This window comes from Streptomyces sp. NPDC059679 (assembly GCF_042734105.1).
In the GTDB taxonomy this organism is placed as follows: domain Bacteria; phylum Actinomycetota; class Actinomycetes; order Streptomycetales; family Streptomycetaceae; genus Streptomyces.
This window is the reverse complement of record NZ_JBHWES010000001.1, coordinates 424,505-441,429: the sequence shown is the minus strand read 5'-3', so window position 1 is coordinate 441,429 and position 16,925 is coordinate 424,505. Positions and strand designations below refer to the sequence as shown.

Sequence of the window (16,925 nt, the reverse complement as noted above, 5' to 3'; positions counted from 1 at the left end):
GACGTGGCGTCAGGATTTCCTGCCGGGTCAGTCGCCCGGCCTCATCGACCGGTGACCGTGAGTGTCCCGGACACGGTGACGGGGTCACCCTGACCGTCCGCCGGCGTGGCGGTGAGGGTCCAGGTGTAGGCGCCCTCGGGGGCGGTGGCGCCGTCGGTGGTGGTGCCGTCCCAGAAGGCCTTGACGGTGCTCGCGGTCGACTCGCCGCTCCAGGTGCGCACCTGGGTGTCGGTGTCGTCGTTGTGCAGCGTCAGTTTCCAGGACGCGGCCGGCTTGGACAGCCACCACTGGGCGTTCCAGGCGGCGGTCTCCTCGCCACGGTCCCAGGTGGCGGGGACGCTGCGGTCCGGGACGGAAAGCGCGGAGACGCCGTGCTGGGGCGCGAAGATGTGCACGGTTTCCGCCCGGTCGACATAGGCGAGCTTGCCCGCGCGGCGGTCCACCGCCCAGGTGCTGCCCCGGCTGTCGGCCGCGGAGGTGGGCTTCAGCGCGAGGACGGAGCCCAGATCGGTGGTGGTGCCGTCCTCGTTGAGGCCGGTCAGGGTGAGTGCGCCGTCGACAGCGTTGTGGCCGGCGAGGAAGCCGTCACCGAGGAGGACTTCGTCGGCCGGGGCGGGGTAGGTGAGCCCGGAGACCGGGTTCTGGACACCGGCCTTGCCCTGTTCGGGGCAACTCCAGTAGAGAAGTGTGCCGTTGCTCTGCAACTCCTCGGGTGTGCACGAGGCGCCGAGCGTCACGGTGTCGGTCTGCTTCCCGGTGCGCAGATCGGTGGCGATCACGGTGCCGGGCCGGTCCGGGGACGGCGTCCAGAGGGTGGCGTAGTCCAGGGCCGCGGCCTGCGGAGCCTGTTCCTTGACGATCCGGTCGCGGACGATGTCGATGACGTACTGCCGCTTGTACGGGCCCTGCGACTCGTAGAGGACGTACTCGGGGGAGACGTCCAGGATGCGGCCGTCCGTGGCCGGCAGCGGAAGCCGGTCGACCGGCTGGTCCGGGTCGTCACCCGTCACCAGTACGTCCTTGCCGCCGTTGTCCGGGTCCGCCACCAGCCGGGCCAGGCCCTCGTCGCCGCCGTCGGCGAACCGCCCCGGTGCGGAGTCGCCGTGGACGGGCAGATCGTCCCCCGTGGACGGGTCCAGCGAGGCGCCGATGTCCTTGCCGTGCAGCCGCTGTGTCTGCTGCAGCGCGTTGACGTAGCGGACGGTGCCCCGGTCCAGGCCGAGCGCCTGGATCGAGCCGTACGCCACCGTGACCGGCGCCACCACGCGCAACTGCAGATCGGACACGAGCCCGCTGCCGTCCACGGTGAACCGGTGGATGGCCCGGGTGCCGTCCGCGTCGCGGCCCAGGGCGGTGAGCGTGCTGTTGGACCCCTGCAGACCTTGTTCGACATCGGTGAGCAGGACGCGTGAGGTCTCCGCCCCGTCGATCGGCGTCAGCCGCAGCGGTCCGCGGTCACCCTCGTGCCACAGCACGTTCCGGCCCACCGTGTAGGCGGTGATCTCGCTGTCGGAGGACCGCGGTGTGAGCGGGACGACCCGCGGTGCCGTCGTGCTGCCGTCGCGCGGCAGCACCCGCACCCCCTGCTCGTCCTGGCGGCTGAACCATGTCACCGTGTCGCGCGTGAGGCGGAAGCTGCTCGCCTCACCGGTGACCGGCAGCGGCGCGACCGCGCCGGTGATGCCGTTGAGGATGCCGTAGCCGTGGGTGGAGCCGGTGCGGTAGCGGATGAGGAGCGAGGTGCTCTCGCCACCGAGCACCACCGGCTCGGACTCGGCGGTGGCGTCCGCGGGCAGCTGCACCTGCACGTCGAAGGGTGTGTTCCCGGCGCGGGCCCGCAGCACCCGCAGTTCGTATGTGCCGTCCTCCAGAGTCCGGGTGGCGAGGACGAACCCGCCGTACTCCTGGGGGTGTGCGTAGCCGTCCGGCAGCCGCAGGGTGGACTTGGTGTTCTGGTCGACGTTGAGCAGAGTGATCGTGGTCGCGCCGTCCGCGTCGGTGGTGGCGTAGGCGACCCGGTTGGACTGGTCGTGGCTGGAGAAGATCGACTCCCGTTCCACACCGTCCAGCGCCTTCACGGGGACCGTCTGGCGGTTGTAGGTGTTGGTCCACAGATAGCTCGTGGAGCCCTGCTCCTGGTGCAGCACACCGGTGTCGCCGGTGGACAGCAGCGTCTCGGCCCGATCCGCGTAGGCATCGGGCGACGGGATGACCACCTCGGTGGCGTCGGCCGCGTGGGCGGTGGCCGACGGCAGTGTTACGGCCACGCCCGAGGCGAGCGTGAATGTGGCCGCGACCAGCGCCGCGGAGTGCGCCGAGCGTCTGAGACGCGATTGCCGCAGGTTCATTTCCATATCCCCCTCGCTGATCGACCGGTGACGATCAGCTGCCCCCGGTCACCCACGGACCTGCCGACCAGGCGAGGCCCACGTCAGGGTAAGGACAACTCCCTTGTTGCGGCGGCTTATGGCGGCTCTTGCGGAAGATTGCGCATCCGGTGGACCGGCACCCGGTGATCCGATAAAGGATTCGGACCGCCGCGAGCCTGCTGTTAGGCTAGTGCGGACGTATTCGTGTATCGAGGAGCGGTCGACATGGTGGGTGACGACGACATCTGCGGGTGATCCCCGGATGTGAGCGGCCACCGGCTGGTGCACAGGAGCACCGCTGATGTGGTCTCGCAGTCGTTCCCTTTTTCTGTCTGTCTGCCCGGGGCAGAGGTCTCTTCCTCCCCCTCTCACATCGCACGAGGTCACCCCATGTCCGATGCTGCCATCGTCTGCTCGAACGTCTCCTTCACCTGGCCCGACGACACCCCCGTCTTCCAGGACCTGTCCCTGACCGTGGGCACCGGCCGTACGGGGCTGGTCGCTCCGAACGGCTCCGGCAAGAGCACCCTGCTCAAGCTGATCGCCGGCGAGCTGCGGCCCGGCGCCGGCTCCGTCTCGGTGCAAGGCACCCTCGGCTATCTGCCCCAGAGCCTCCCCCTCACCGGTGAACTCACGGTGGCCGAGGTGCTGGGCGTGGCCGCGGTGATCCGGGCCATCGACGCCGTCGAGTCCGGCGACGTCGACGAGAAACATTTCACGGCCATCGGCGACGACTGGGACATCGAGGAGCGCACCCGCGCCCAGCTCGACCGCCTGGGCCTGACCGACCTCGCCCTGGACCGGCGGCTCGGCACGCTCAGCGGCGGTCAGGTGGTCTCCCTCGGGCTCGCGGCCCAGCTGCTCAAGCGGCCCGATGTGCTCCTGCTCGACGAGCCCACCAACAACCTCGACCTCGACGCGCGCCACAAGCTCTATGACGTGCTGGAGGACTTCAACGGCTGTCTGCTGCTCGTCAGCCACGACCGGGCCCTGCTCGACCGCATGGAGCGCATCGCCGAACTCGGCGGCGATGAACTGCGTTTCTACGGCGGCAACTTCAGCGAGTACGAGAAGGCGGTGCGGGCCGAGCAGGACGTCGCCGAGAAGAACCTGCGCAACGCCGAACAGGAGCTCAAGCGGGAGAAGCGGGAGATGCAGCAGGCCCGTGAACGCGCCGAGCGCCGCGCCAGTAACGCCGCCCGCAACCTCAAGAGCGCCGGACTGCCGCGTATCTTCGCCGGCAACATGAAGCGCGGAGCCCAGGAGTCCGCGGGCCGGGCGGGGCAGACGCACGCCTCCCGGGTCAGCGAGGCCAAGTCCCGGGTGGACGAGGCGGGGCGTGCGCTGCGCGACGAACAGCGCATCACCCTGGACCTGCCGGACACCGATGTGCCCGCCGGGCGCACCCTTTTCCTCGGCGAGGCCATGCAGGTCCGCCACGGCGAGCGGCCCGTGTTCGCCGGCAAGGGCGTCGACCTGACGATCCGTGGGCCCGAACGCATCGCGCTCACCGGGACAAACGGAGCGGGCAAGAGCACACTGCTCCGGCTGATCAACGGCGACCTGATGATGGACAGCGGCGAGATCAAGCGCGCCGACGGGCGGATCGCCTATCTCTCACAGCGGCTGGACGTGCTGGACCGCAGCCGTACGGTCGCGGAGAACTTCGCGGCCTTCGCCCCTCAGCGGCCACCGGCCGAGCGGATGAACCTGCTCGCCCGCTTCCTCTTCCGCGGCGCCCGGGCACATCTGCCGGTCGCGGTCCTCTCCGGCGGCGAACTGCTCCGCGCCACCCTGGCCTGTGTCCTGTGCGCCGAACCGGCCCCCCAACTGCTGCTCCTGGACGAGCCGACGAACAACTTGGACCTGGTGAGCGCGGCCCAGTTGGAGAGCGCCCTCGGCTCCTACCAGGGGGCTTTCGTGGTGGTCAGCCATGACGAGCGGTTCCTCGCGGAGATCGGCGTCGACCGGTGGCTCCGGCTGGCCGACGGCGAGCTCACCGAGACGGGCGCGCCCCAGCGGTAGCGGGTCGGCCCGCGCCCACCGGGCCCGCGTCGAGGTGTGCCACCCCGCGGGCCGAACAACCATCACCTGGGACGGACCACCATGCCTCAATCACCCCTGCTCGCCCATGACCTCGTCCGCACCCTCGGCAGCAGACGGGTGCTCGACGGTGTCTCCCTCGTCGCCTCCCCCGGACACCGCATCGGGCTGATCGGGGAGAACGGCGTCGGCAAGTCGACTTTGCTGCGCCTGCTCGCCGGGGTGGACGAACCCGATGCCGGGCGGGTCGAGCGCCCGGCCGACCTGGGTTTCCTCCAGCAGGAGATGCCGTTCGACGCCAAGGCGACCATCGCCGACGTCATGGACGACGCCCTGCGCGAGGTGCGCGAAGACCTCGTTGCACTGGAACGCCTCTCCGACGAGCTCGCCCGAACAGCGCAGGATGCCCCCGGCTATGCGGCGTTGCTGGAGGCGTATGGCGGGCGGCTGGAGCGGGCCGAGGAGCGCGAGGCGTGGGACGCGGACCGGCGGGCCGCGCTCGTCCTCGACGGGCTCGGCCTCGGCGCGGCCGGCCTCGGTACGGTCGGGCAGGACCGCACCCTCGGGTCGCTCTCCGGCGGCCAGCGCGGTCGGCTCGCGCTGGCCGCCCTGCTGGTCCGACGGCCCTCGGCGCTGCTGCTGGACGAGCCGACCAACCACCTCGACGACGGCGCCGCCACCTTCCTGGAGGAGCAGGTACGCGGTCTGCCCGGCGTTGTGCTGCTGGCCAGCCATGACCGGGCCTTTCTCGACGCCGTCTGCACCGACCTGATCGATCTCGATCCGGCCGTGGACGGCCCGGTCCGCTACGGCGGCAACTACAGCGCCTACCTGTCGGAGAAGCACGCCGAGCGGGAACGCTGGGAGCGGCGCCACGCCGAGGAGCAGCAGGAACTCGAGGCGCTGCGGCACACGGCCGGTGTCACCGCGCACGCCCTCGCCCCGAACCGCGGGCGCAGGGACAACGAGAAGATGGGCTACGGCCACCGCGCCGGCCGGGTGCAGAACCAGATCTCGCGCCGGGTGCGCGACGCCACCCGCAGACTGGAGGGACTGGAGCGCACACAGGTCGGCGCGCCGCCACCGCCCCTGCGGTTCCAGCACACCGCGCTCGCGGAGGGGTCGGCGGACGGAACCCTGGTGGCGCTGCGCGACGCGCGGGTCCCGGGCCGCCTGGCCATCGGGCGTCTCGATGTGGGGGCGACGGACCGGCTGCTCGTCACGGGCGGCAACGGGGCGGGGAAGTCCACGCTGTTGGGTGTGCTCGCCGGGCGGCTCGCCGTACAGGGCGAGGCGCGGCGGCGGCGCGGGCTGACGGTGGGGCTGCTGGCCCAGGACACCGTATTCGACCGGCCGGAGCGTACGGTCCGGGACACCTATGAAATTTTCCTCGGCGCCGAACGGGCGCAGGCCGTCCCGCTGGACTCACTGGGCCTGATGCACGAGGCGGACCTGGACAAGGCGGTCGGCCATCTGTCGGTCGGTCAGCGGCGCCGCCTCGCGCTGGCGCTGCTGGTCGCGCGCCCGCCCGAGCTTCTGCTGCTCGACGAGCCCACCAACCATCTCTCGCCGCGACTGTGCGACGAGTTGGAGGAGGCCCTGGGGGCCGGGCCCGGCGCGATCGTCGTGGCCAGTCACGACCGGTGGCTGAGAAAGCGCTGGCAGGGCCGGGAGCTCCGGCTGGACTCCGGCGCGCCGCCAGCCGCTGCCGGAGAGTTCGGATCGGCCGCCGTCGGCCGGTCCGCCCGGCGGCGGTGACTCGTACTACGGGCCGCTGCTTCGGGCGGTCAGCCGTGCAGGGGGAGGAGTACGCGGAAGGTGGCGCCCTCCCCCGGGGCCGTGTGGACCTCCACCCGGCCGTGGTGGGCCGTCACCAGGGAGTCGACGATCCCGAGACCGAGGCCCGCGCCTCCGCTCTCGGTGCGGCCGCGGGCGCCGTCCGCGCGGTAGAAGCGGTCGAAGACACGGGCGGCCTGCTCCTGCGACATCCCCGGTCCCTCGTCCCGCAGCTCCAGAACCGCCAGGCCGTCCTCGGCGCCGACACCGATCCGGACCGGGGTGCCGGACGGCGTGTGGGCCACCGCGTTGCCGACGAGGTTGGAGGTCACCTGCCGCAGTCTCGCCTCGTCGCCGAGCACCGGCGCGCCACCCGGCGGGCCGCCGCCGGGGCCGGTGAGGGTGACGGGGCGGAGCGGATCGAGCGCGCGGAGGTCGTGCAGGGCGTCGGCGGCCAGGGTGCGCAGATCCATGGGGGTGAGCCGGAGCGGGAGGTCCGCGGCGGCGGCGTGCTCGTCGAGGCGGGCGAGCAGCAGCAGGTCTTCGACCAGCCGGACCAGCCGGGCCGCTTCCCGCTCGATGCGGTTCATCGCGGCGTCGACATCGGTGCGTTCGGGCATGCCGCCCATCCGGTACAGCTCGGTGAACCCCTTGATGCCGAAGAGGGGGGTACGCAGCTCATGGCTGGCGTCCGCGATAAAGCGGCGCATGAGGTCGGCGGCGGCGGCCCGCGCGGCGTCACTCGCCTCGATCCGGTCCAGCATCCCGTTGAGCGCCGCGGCCAGCCGGCCGAGTTCGGTACGGGAGGCGGCCAGCTCAGGGACCCGGCTGGACAGGTCGCCGTCCGCGATGGCCGCCGCGGTGGTCTCGATACGGTGCAACGGACGCAGCCCGCCGCGCACGGCGAACCACCCGACCACGCCGAGCAGGGCGAGCACCAGGGAGTCGATCACCAACATCCGGGCGCCGAGCTGCGTGATCGTCGAGTCGACCTCGGCGAGCGAGCTTGCGACGACGATGCCGTGGGCCTCCGCGGCCCGCGCCTTCGGCCCCGTGCGCGCTCCCTCCGTCGCGTCGAGCGGTACGGCGATCACCCGCCAGGACTCGTCGCCGTCGACGGCCGGGGCCTCGAAGGGGCGGAGGTCGCGCTCGCGGACGGCCGCGGCGCCGAGCGGGGGCAGCTCGGGAGCGCTGCGCGCGGCCGGCCGGATGACCCGCCGCACGCGGCCGTTCGAGCCGAGATCGGCGAGATAGACATCACCGGTCAGGTGCTGCTCCACGGTGGCGCGCAGCTGCGGTGCCTGATCACCCGCCACGCCGGACGGATCGGTCAGGCGCGCGGTGACCGTGGCGGCGGCGCGGAGCCGGTCGTCCAGCTGATGCACCAGATCCCGCTGGAGCAGGGTGACGACCAGGGCATTGCTGCCGAGCAGGGCGACCACGAGCAGCAGCAGGGAGATCGCCAGCAGCCGGCCGCGCAGCGAGAACCGGCCGCGCAGCGAGAAGCGGCCGCGCAGCGAGAACCGGCTGTCGCGCAGCGGGCTCTTGTTCACTGCCGGGGCCTGCGGAGCACATAGCCGGTGCCGCGCACCGTATGGATCATCTTCGGCTCGTCCAGGTCCACCTTGCGCCGCAGATAGCTGATGTAGGAGGCGACGATGCTGTCGTCGCCCCCGAAGTCGTACTGCCAGACCAGCTCCAGGAGCTGAGACTTCGACAGCACCTGACCGGCGTTCTCCATCAGCACGCGCAGCAGGCTGAACTCGGTCGGGGAGAGCTGCACGGGGCGCCCGTCCCGGGTCACCTGATGGCTGTCGGGGTCCAGCTCCAGACTGCCGACGACCAACCGGCCGTCGGCCTGTCGGCCACTGGTGCGGCGCAGAATGGCCCGGATGCGCAGAACCAGCTCCTCCAGGTTGAACGGTTTGGTGACATAGTCGTCACCGCCCGCCCTGAGCCCGCTGATCCGGTCCTCGGGCGCATCGCGGGCGGTGAGGAACAGCACCGGCGGATGCCCCGCCGCCGCGGTGGGATGCTGCCCGCGGAGTCGGCGGACGACCTCGAAGCCGTCGAAGTCGGGCAGCATCACATCCAGCACGATCAAGTCGGGACGCTGCTCGCGCACCGTGGCCAGCGCCTGCGTGCCGGTCGCGACCGGCGCCACGGTGAATCCGGCCAGTCGCAGGCTCGCGGACAGCAGTTCGCGCACCGTCGGCTCGTCCTCCACCACCAGTAGCCGTTCCGAAGCCGTCATACGTCCCGTCCCCACCCGATCGTTCCGCTGGTTCATTCTCCCGGCCCGCTATGCGTCGCGCTTGCGGAAGACGATGAACGCCACCGTCAGCAGGACCGCGACACACCCCGCCATGACGGCGAGCCCGGACCAGGGAGCCAGCAGCGCCGGATCACGGTAGCCGGTGATGATCTGTCCGCCCGCGATGGACGGCCAGTACTTCTCCACCCAGTCGCCGACCGCACCGGGCAGGGCCGGCGCGAACGCCTGAACGATCAGCATGGTGCCGAACAGGGTCGTCACCGTGGCCGTCGTACTACGGATCACCGTGCCGATCGCGAGCCCGAACAGGGCGGCAAGCGTCAGATAGAGCCCACCGCCCCATATCCCGCGTAGCGCCTGAGGATCGGAAAGACCGAGGTGCGGGGCGTCCGCACCAGCCAGCGCCGCCTGCCCGACGAGAAAGCCGCTGAGGGACACCAGCAGTCCGACCGGCAGCGCGACCACGATCAGGACCGCGGCCTTGGCGGCCAGCACCCGGGCCCGGTGCGGTACGGCGGTCAGCGTGCTGACGATCGTGCGGGCACCGTACTCGGAGGTGATCACCAGACCGCCCAGCAGGCCGAGGGCGATCTGCGCCACCAGATAACCGCGCAGGCTGGTGGCCAGCGGGTCGAAGGAGGCCCGGTCGGCAGCCGTCATGCTCGCGTAGTCGCCCCCGGCGGATGCGCCGTTGAGGGAGGCCAGACCCACACAGAACGCCAGGGTGCCGAGGATGACGAAGCCGGTCGACCGCATGGTACGGATCTTGATCCACTCGGCGGTCAGGCAGTGCGGGAACGTCGCCCGGCCCGCCGGTGCCGGAGGCTTACGGCGCCCGCGCGGCGCGTCCGGTGTCAACTCGCTCCCCACGGCCGTCCAGGTGTCCACGGCACTCCCGCTCATCGGCTCGTCTCCATCCCTGAGTTCTCTGAGTTCTCCGCGTTCTCCGCGTGATATTCGAGGGCATCGCGGGTCAGATCCATGAAGACCTGCTCCAGCGACGGCTGCCGGGGCGTGAGCTCGTGCAACTCCACTCCGCCGACCGCGGCAAGCGCGCCGATCTCCGCCGCGTCCAGACCGGTCACCACCAGGCCGTCCACGCCGTCCGCGCGCACCTCCTCCGCCGGTGCCAGCATCCCGCGCAGCGATTCCGCCTGCGGGCTGCGGACCAGGACCTCACGGCCGGAGTGCGCGTCGATGAACGTCTTCATGGGAGTGTCCGCGATCAGCCGACCGCGGCCGATGACGATGAGGTGGTCGGCGGTGAGCTCCATCTCGTTCATCAGATGGCTGGACATCAGCACGGCGCGCCCCTCGGCGGCCGTCCGCCGCATGAGCCCGCGGATCCAGACGATCCCCTCCGGATCGAGACCGTTGAGCGGTTCGTCGAACACGAGTGCCGGAGGATCACCCAGCAGCGCCGCGGCGATGCCGAGTCTCTGCCGCATGCCGAGCGAGAACGTCCCGGTCCTGCGGCGAGCCGCGCTCTCAAGCCCGACCTCCGCCAGCACCGCCGCAACCCGACTACGCGGAATCCCGTTGCCGGCCGCCAGCGCCAGCAGATGATGGTAGGCCGTACGGCTCGGCAGCACCGCGCCCGCGTCCAACAGCGCCCCGACGGCCTTCAGCGGCGCCGGCTGCGCGGAATACGGGCGCCCGCCGACCGTGGCGGTCCCCGAACTGGCGGGATCCAGACCCAGGATCATCCGCAGTGTGGTCGACTTCCCGGCACCGTTGGGACCGAGGAACCCGGTCACTTCCCCTGGGCGGACGGCGAACGTCAGGCCGTCGACGGCCAGGACCTCCCCGTAGCGCTTGGTGAGTCCGCAGACTTCGATCATCATGACTCCAGAGCCGATGGTGTGCGTGGTGCGCGCGGTCGCCGCGCCCACCACCTCACAGTGATCCGCTCTTCTGGGCCGGATGTGCACGAGTCTGAGTGCGCCATGGGAACCGGGAGGCCGGTCCGGCGGAAACCGGCAGGTCACGGCGGCCGGCCCAGCGGCAACTCACAGAAACTCACAGAGTGATGGCGGGGTCAAACGGCGGGACGGCGCCGATGGGCGCGCTGGCGGCAGGTCGGGCCGCAGTAGCGGGGTGGCCGTCCGGTGGCGTGGACCCGCAGCGTCGCACCGCATTCCACGCAGTACTTCAGGGCGCTGGTTTCGTGACGGGGGAGGGCGGACGAGTCACGGAAGGGGTCGGCTTTCGTGACGGGGTGGGTGCGCAATCCGTCGAGCAGCAGCCGCACCAGCCAGGTGCCGCGTGCCGGGTCCCGGTGTGCCGAACGCAGTGCGACACCGCCCATGATCAGCGGGGACAGATCGTCGGCCCGTACGTCGGGGCGTATCGCACCGGCCTGTTTCGCGTCGCGCAGCAGGCGCTCCAGCGCCTGGTGGAGCCGCTTTCCCGCGGCGGCCAGCACGGCGCGCGGCCAGCCCTGACCGGCGGTGAGCGCATCGCAGAAGTGGCGGCGGCCCATCGACTTCTCGGTCACTTCGAGCAGAAACCCGAAGAGCGCGTCACCGGGCGCGGCGCAGGCGGCCCACTGGTCGGCGGCGGCCACCAAACGCTCGACGTGTTCGGCGAGCACCGCCTCGATCAGGATCTCCTTGGTCGGGAAGTGGCGGTAGACGGTCCCGGCGCCGACCCCGGCGCGCTGCGCGATCCGGCCGAGTGACACCTCAAGACCCTCCTCGGCGAATACGCGCATCGCCGTGCTCAGTACGAGCGCTCGGTTGCGGCGGGCATCCGCGCGCCCGGCGGGTGCCGCACCAGGTACTGCTTTCGTGTCCGGTGCTGCTGTCATGTCACGAAATCCTTGTCCGCGGGGTTGAAACGGGTGGAGCATCCCGGATGACGTTCAGCATCCTCCACCTTCTCCGGAAAGGCCACCATGACCACCACGACACCGGCCAACCCCGATTCCCCGATCCTCGTCACCGGCGCCACCGGTAAGCAAGGCGGTGCCACCGCCCGGAGGTTGCTGGCCGAAGGGCGGCCGGTGCGAGCCCTGGTGCGCGACCTGACCGCCCCCGCCGCTGCCGAGTTGGCCGCCGCGGGCGCCCAACTCGTGCGCGGCGACTTCGACGATCCGGCCAGTCTGCGGCCCGCGCTCGACGGCGCCTCCGCCGTGTTCGGCGTACCGCCCTTGGCCTACGGACCGACCGGCCCTGAAACGGAGCTCGAAGCGGCCCGCGGCCGGACGCTGATCGACGCCGTGGCCGCGGCGGGGATCGAGCAACTCGTGTTCAGCACCGTCGCCACGGCATCGGGCGTGACGCGGGGTTGGGAGGGGAAAACGCTGATCGAGGAGTATCTGCGCGACCACATCGCGCTGCCCACCGTATTGCGCCCCGTGCGGTTTATGACCAACTATCTCGGCGTTGGGGGGAGCCGGATCGACGGCATTTCCCACGGCGTACACCGGCACCTTTTCCCGCCGCACGAGCCCATGCAGATCATCGCGCTGGAGGACATCGCCGAGTTCGCCGTCCTCGCGTTCGCGGACCCGGCCCGATTCGCCGGCCGAACGCTGGAACTGGCCGGCGACGAGCCGACCCCGGTCGAGGCCGCTGCCGCGATCGCCGAGGCCACCGGCGCCCCGATCCGGTACGAACAGCTCACCGACGGCGAGGCCGCCGCGCTCGGCCCGGAAATCGCGGAGACCCAAAAGCGCTGGGCGGCCGGTCACCGCTGGCACGCCGATATCGAGGCACTACGCGTCATTCACCCCGGACTGCGCACCCTCACCGACTGGCTCACCGAATCCGGCGCCGCTGCCATTCGCGCCCAATTCACCACGTCCTGACTCCGGAGATCTGGCCGAAACCGGTGTTCGGCGGGTGTGTGTCATGGGGTAAGCGGTAAGTGACAGGAGCATGACACGCGCCTGGGAGGTCGAACGTTGGGGGATCCGGAATGGTGGCAGAACGCGGTGATCTACCAGTTGTACGTACGCTCATTCGCGGACTCCGACGGCGATGGCGTGGGCGACATTCCCGGCATCGTGTCTCGTCTGGACTACCTTTCCTGGCTCGGGGTGGACGCCATCTGGTGCACCCCGGTGACCGCTTCTTCCAACCATGACCATGGTTATGACGTCACCCACTACCGGGCCATCGAGCCATCGCTCGGCACCATGGAGGATTTCGACCGGCTCATCGCGGAGGCCGAAAGCCGAGGCATCCGGGTGCTGCTCGACCTGGTGCCCAACCACACCAGCATCGACCACCCATGGTTCACATCCCCCGGCACCAGGCGCTCCTACTACGTCTGGGCCGATCGCCCCAACAACTGGGTCAGTTCACTGCATATCCCCGCGTGGTCGTACGACGAGGCCGAAGGCTCCTACTACCTGCACAGCTATCTGCCGCAGCAGCCCGATCTGAATTGGTGGAACGACGATGTGCGGGCCGAGTTTGATGACATTCTCGCCTTCTGGTTCGACAAGGGTGTCGCAGGCTTCCGGATAGACGCCTGCTACGTGATATTGAAGGACCGTCAGCTGCGTGACAATCCCGTCGCGCGCAAAGGCGACCACATGTGGGACCTCAACCGCGGACAGCGGCCGGTCCACAGCGCCCATCAGCCCGAAGTCCACGATGTCTTACGGCGATGGCGGGCCGTAGCCGACCGATATGACCCACCGCGGCTGCTGATGGGAGCCACCTGGGTGCCCGAACCGGCCGACCTGGTGGCCTACTACGGCAAGGGTGACGAGCTGCAACTGCCGCAGTACTTCCAGCTTCTCTTCTCGGACTTCGGCGCCGACGCCCTGCGCTCGTGCGCGGAGACCTGGCTGGAGACACTGGGCCCCGGCGACACTCCCGTGTGGCTCGCCTCGAACCATGACCTGTCGCGTTTTCCCACCAGATGGTGTGACGGCGATGACCGCAAGACCCGCCTCGCCCTGGCGATGCTGCTGACCCTGCCGGGCGCATGTGTGCTGTTCCAGGGCGACGAGATCGGGATGGAGGACACCGTCATCCCGGTCGCGCGGCTGCGCGACTCGGCGCCGTGGCCGCGCGACGCCAGCCGTACGCCCATGCCGTGGCAACGGGGACACCTGGGCGGATTCACCACCGGAGAGCCCTGGCTGCCGCTCGGCGACACGGAGCGCAACGTCGCCGATCAGATGGCGGACCCCGACTCGGTGCTGAACGAGACCCGCAGACTCATCGCGCTCAAGAAGCGGCTCACCGGACCGTACAGGCCACTGCCCGCCGAGGACGACCACTGGCGCTATCGACGCGGGGCCGTCGCCGTGGACCTCGACTTCGCCGGATCGGCGGTGTGTATCGATGGCTGAGATCACCGCCGTGGAGGTGCCGACTCCACGAGACACACGGGCCACCCAGGACGGAGTGGTCGGGGCGGCGCTGAACGCACTCGACGGCCGCACCGTCTGGCACATCAACACCACAGCGGTCGGTGGCGGGGTCGCCGAGCTGCTGCGCTCCGCGATGTCCCGGCACGCACAGGCGGGGATGCGCGCCCGCTGGCTGGTCATGAACGGGGACCAGGAGTTCTTCGGCATCACCAAGCAGTTGCATCACCTCTTCCACGGCAGCCCCGGCCATGGACGGCCGCTGGGCGAGGGTGAGTTCGCGGCGTACGAGCGCACGACACGGGAGGCCGCCGCCACGGCGCTTACCCATATGACCCCCGGCGACCTCGTACTGCTGCATGATCCGCAGACTCTCGGGATGGCGCCGGTGCTGCGGCGGGCGGGCATGCGGGTGGCCTGGCGGAGCCATATCGGCACCTCGTTCCCGGGCCCTGAGGTGACCGCCGCCTGGACGTTTCTGAGGCCCTTCCTGAAGGCGCCGCTGCGCTGTGTCTTCTCCCTCCCGGACTACGTTCCGCCGGGCCTCGATCCGCAGCGGGTGGCGATCATGGCACCGGCCATCGACGACGTGTCGGACAAGTGCCGGCCCATGGGGGAGGTGGAGGTGCGCGGCGTGCTGGCAACCGTCGGGCTGCTCGGCTCGCCCGGCCCCGCCCAGCTGGGGGGAGAGGTCGCGGCATACGCGGGCCGACGCGTCACGGTGTGGCAGGACGAGCCGGTGCCGCCCGGCGCTCCGACCGTACTGCAACTGGCCCGCTGGGACCCGCTGAAGGACATGGCGGGCACCCTGACCTCCTTCATACGCCACATCGATCCCGCCACCCGCGCGCATCTGATCCTGGCCGGTCCCGACCCGGCCGATGTCGCGGACGACCCGGAGAACATGGCCGTGTTCGACGCGGTCCTGCGGGACCGCGCGGCGCTCCCGGCCGAGGTACGCCGACGTGTTCATCTCGTCGGCCTGGGGCTCGCCGACGACACCGCCGAACTACGGGCCAATGCCCTGATCGTCAACGCATTGCAGCGGTACGCGACGGTCGTCGTCCAAAAGAGTCTGGAAGAAGGGTTCGGGCTGGCGGTGGCCGAGGCGATGTGGAAGGGGCGCCCGCTGGTGGCGAGCGCGGTCGGAGGCATCCGTGCCCAGGTGACCCACGGTGTGACCGGCCTTCTGGTGGACGACCCCACCGATCTCGCGGCGTTCGGCCGGCAGGTCGGGCGGCTGCTCGGCGACGAGGCGCTGCGCGACAGGCTGGGACGGGCCGCACATGACCACTGTGCGCCGCGATATCTCGCGGAACGCGAGTTCCGCGACCACGCGTCGCTCTATCTCGACCTGTGCGGCGCCCCCACGGCGGTGGGACGGTGAGCGCGCCCGGCGCCTGGCTGACGCCGCGTCAGCAACCAGATGTCATCATCATCGGAGCGGGCACATTCGGCTCGGTTCTCGCCTGGGAGCTCGGCCGGGGTGGTGGCAGCGTGCCCACGCTGCTGCTGGAGTCCGGCCGACTGGAGCGGACCGAGCATGTGCAGAACGCCCCGTCGGCCACGGAGACCGTGCCTCCGCCGTCCCTGCCCGAAGCGGTGGCCGATGCCCCGCCCGCGCGGAACGGCCGATGGCGAGTGCCATGGCGTTCCGCTCTGCCGTACCACGGCCTTGCCTACGGGGTCGGCGGACGGTCCTTGTTCTGGGGCGCCTACTGCGTATGGCCGGTGCTCGACCAGGACGGCATCCGGGACCGCTGGCCGGCCCGCGTGAGGGCCGAACTCACCAACCGTTACCTGCCCGCCGCGGCGAACCTGCTGGGCCTGCCGCGCATCGCACCGCACTTCGACGGCGAGCTCAACCGGCGACTGCGGGGGCGGCTGCTCGGTGCGCTGGCCGGGAACCATCTGCCGGGACTGCTCCGGCCGAACGAGCTCCCCGATCCGCCGTACGCACCTGACCTCGGTAGCGGCCACCAGTACAGCTGTGTGTCACGGCTGAACATGCCCTTGGCGATCGATGCCGTCGAGGACGGGGACGGGGGATCGCCGCGGCTGGTGCGGTTCAGTGCGGCGCCGCTGCTGACCGAACGACTCGGCGACGGCACCGGCGACCTGGAACTGCTCACCGACTGCCATGTCGTCGGGCTCCAGGCGAGCGGTGGCAGGATCACGGCGATCGACACCAGCCGCGGGAGGCTGCGGGTGCCCGATCACGCCCGGGTCGTCCTCGCGGTGGGCACCATCGAGAACGCCCGGCTCGTACTCGGCGCCGACGGCCTGCCGCGCACCGCACACGGCGCGCACCACCTGACCACCCATCTGCGCTCCAACCTCACGGTGCGCATTCCCTTCCCCTTCGACCCCCACCCGGGACCCGGGCAGGAGTGGGGCGCCGCCGCGCTGCATATGCGTGGCGCGTGTCGGCGTCCGACGGGGCCCGATACGCGCTTCCACCACCAGATCACCGCGTATGGAGTCGGGTCGTTGCCCGAGGAGGCCGCCCGGCGGCTCTACACTGAAACGCCCAGATGCGACGTGGAGGCGTTGGATCGGATGCTCCGTATCCCGCCGAGGCATCTCGTCGTCACCCTCGCCAGTGTGGGGGAGATGGCAGCGGACGGCACCGGCGAGGTGAGTCTGCTCGACGAACGGGATCAGTACGGCGCCCGCCTCGCGTATGTACGGCTGTCGCCCGGGCCGGCGGATCGGCGGACCTGGGATGCCATGGATCGCTCGGCCGATGCCGCCGTTCGAACTCTGGTCGGTGACGGCCCCGTCGAGGTGTTGCGCTCAGGGCGGTTCGTAGCCGTCGCCGACGGTCGGTCGACGGCCCTGCTGGAACCGTCGGAGCGGCGAGAACCCCTCGGCTGCGGCCACCATGAGATGGGCACCCTGCGCATGGGTGATGATCCCCGCGATGCGCACACCGACGCCGACGGGCGGATCCACGCCATACAGAACCTGTATGCCGCCGGTCCGGCGGTCTTCCCCGCACTCGACTCGGCCGGCCCGGTGCTGCCGGGAGTCGCGCTGACGCTCCGCCTCGCCGATCATCTGCGGCACACCGTCCCCCGAGGACGGGCGGTGCCGGGGCCGAGGCGGGAAACGGAGCGGTCCGGTGCGTGAG

12 protein-coding genes are annotated in these 16,925 nt (G+C 70.8%); 6 read left to right on the top strand and 6 right to left on the bottom strand.

Features of this window, described 5'->3' with window-relative positions:
• Positions 1 to 41: 41 nt before the first annotated feature.
• The gene (locus tag ACFV2X_RS01965) at positions 42 to 2,348 is read right to left on the bottom strand and encodes a FlgD immunoglobulin-like domain containing protein (protein WP_385610057.1); all 2,307 of its coding nucleotides are present in this window, start codon (positions 2,346 to 2,348) and stop codon (positions 42 to 44) included.
• Between the two features lie 411 nt (positions 2,349 to 2,759).
• On the opposite strand from ACFV2X_RS01965, the gene abc-f reads away from it, so the two are divergent.
• Positions 2,760 to 4,394, top strand: a complete 1,635-nt coding sequence (abc-f, locus tag ACFV2X_RS01960) for a ribosomal protection-like ABC-F family protein (RefSeq protein ID WP_385610055.1) — start codon at positions 2,760 to 2,762, stop codon at positions 4,392 to 4,394.
• Between the two features lie 81 nt (positions 4,395 to 4,475).
• Positions 4,476 to 6,170, top strand: coding sequence for an ABC-F family ATP-binding cassette domain-containing protein (locus ACFV2X_RS01955; protein WP_385610052.1), 1,695 nt, complete (start codon positions 4,476 to 4,478; stop codon positions 6,168 to 6,170).
• Between the two features lie 29 nt (positions 6,171 to 6,199).
• On the opposite strand, the gene ACFV2X_RS01950 is transcribed toward ACFV2X_RS01955, so the two are convergent.
• From ACFV2X_RS01950 to ACFV2X_RS01930, 5 genes are all read right to left on the bottom strand, one after another.
• Entirely contained in the window at positions 6,200 to 7,741 is a 1,542-nt protein-coding gene (locus ACFV2X_RS01950) for an ATP-binding protein (RefSeq protein WP_385610049.1), read from the bottom strand.
• Positions 7,738 to 8,442, bottom strand: coding sequence for a response regulator transcription factor (locus tag ACFV2X_RS01945; protein WP_385610046.1), 705 nt, complete (start codon positions 8,440 to 8,442; stop codon positions 7,738 to 7,740). The genes ACFV2X_RS01950 and ACFV2X_RS01945 overlap by 4 nt, the downstream gene beginning before the upstream one ends.
• A 48-nt stretch (positions 8,443 to 8,490) precedes the next feature.
• Entirely contained in the window at positions 8,491 to 9,366 is an 876-nt protein-coding gene (locus tag ACFV2X_RS01940; protein WP_385610043.1) for an ABC transporter permease, read from the bottom strand.
• Positions 9,363 to 10,304, bottom strand: a complete 942-nt coding sequence (locus ACFV2X_RS01935; protein ID WP_385610397.1) for an ABC transporter ATP-binding protein — start codon at positions 10,302 to 10,304, stop codon at positions 9,363 to 9,365. Before ACFV2X_RS01935 ends, ACFV2X_RS01940 begins: the two co-directional genes overlap by 4 nt.
• Before the next feature lie 197 nt (positions 10,305 to 10,501).
• Complete coding sequence (locus tag ACFV2X_RS01930) at positions 10,502 to 11,272, bottom strand: TetR/AcrR family transcriptional regulator (RefSeq protein WP_385610041.1); 771 nt, start codon at positions 11,270 to 11,272, stop codon at positions 10,502 to 10,504.
• A gap of 87 nt (positions 11,273 to 11,359) precedes the next feature.
• On the opposite strand from ACFV2X_RS01930, the gene ACFV2X_RS01925 reads away from it, so the two are divergent.
• From ACFV2X_RS01925 to ACFV2X_RS01910, 4 genes are all read left to right on the top strand, one after another.
• On the top strand, positions 11,360 to 12,274 hold the full coding sequence (locus ACFV2X_RS01925) for an NmrA family NAD(P)-binding protein (protein WP_385610039.1): 915 nt from the start codon (positions 11,360 to 11,362) through the stop codon (positions 12,272 to 12,274).
• Positions 12,275 to 12,370: 96 nt separating this feature from the next.
• A complete protein-coding gene (locus tag ACFV2X_RS01920) occupies positions 12,371 to 13,774 on the top strand; it encodes an alpha-amylase family glycosyl hydrolase (protein ID WP_385610036.1) in 1,404 nt (467 codons plus the stop codon).
• Entirely contained in the window at positions 13,767 to 15,179 is a 1,413-nt protein-coding gene (locus ACFV2X_RS01915) for a glycosyltransferase (protein ID WP_385610033.1), read from the top strand. The genes ACFV2X_RS01920 and ACFV2X_RS01915 overlap by 8 nt, the downstream gene beginning before the upstream one ends.
• Complete coding sequence (locus ACFV2X_RS01910; RefSeq protein WP_385610031.1) at positions 15,176 to 16,924, top strand: GMC oxidoreductase; 1,749 nt, start codon at positions 15,176 to 15,178, stop codon at positions 16,922 to 16,924. The genes ACFV2X_RS01915 and ACFV2X_RS01910 overlap by 4 nt, the downstream gene beginning before the upstream one ends.
• Position 16,925: the final 1 nt, after the last annotated feature.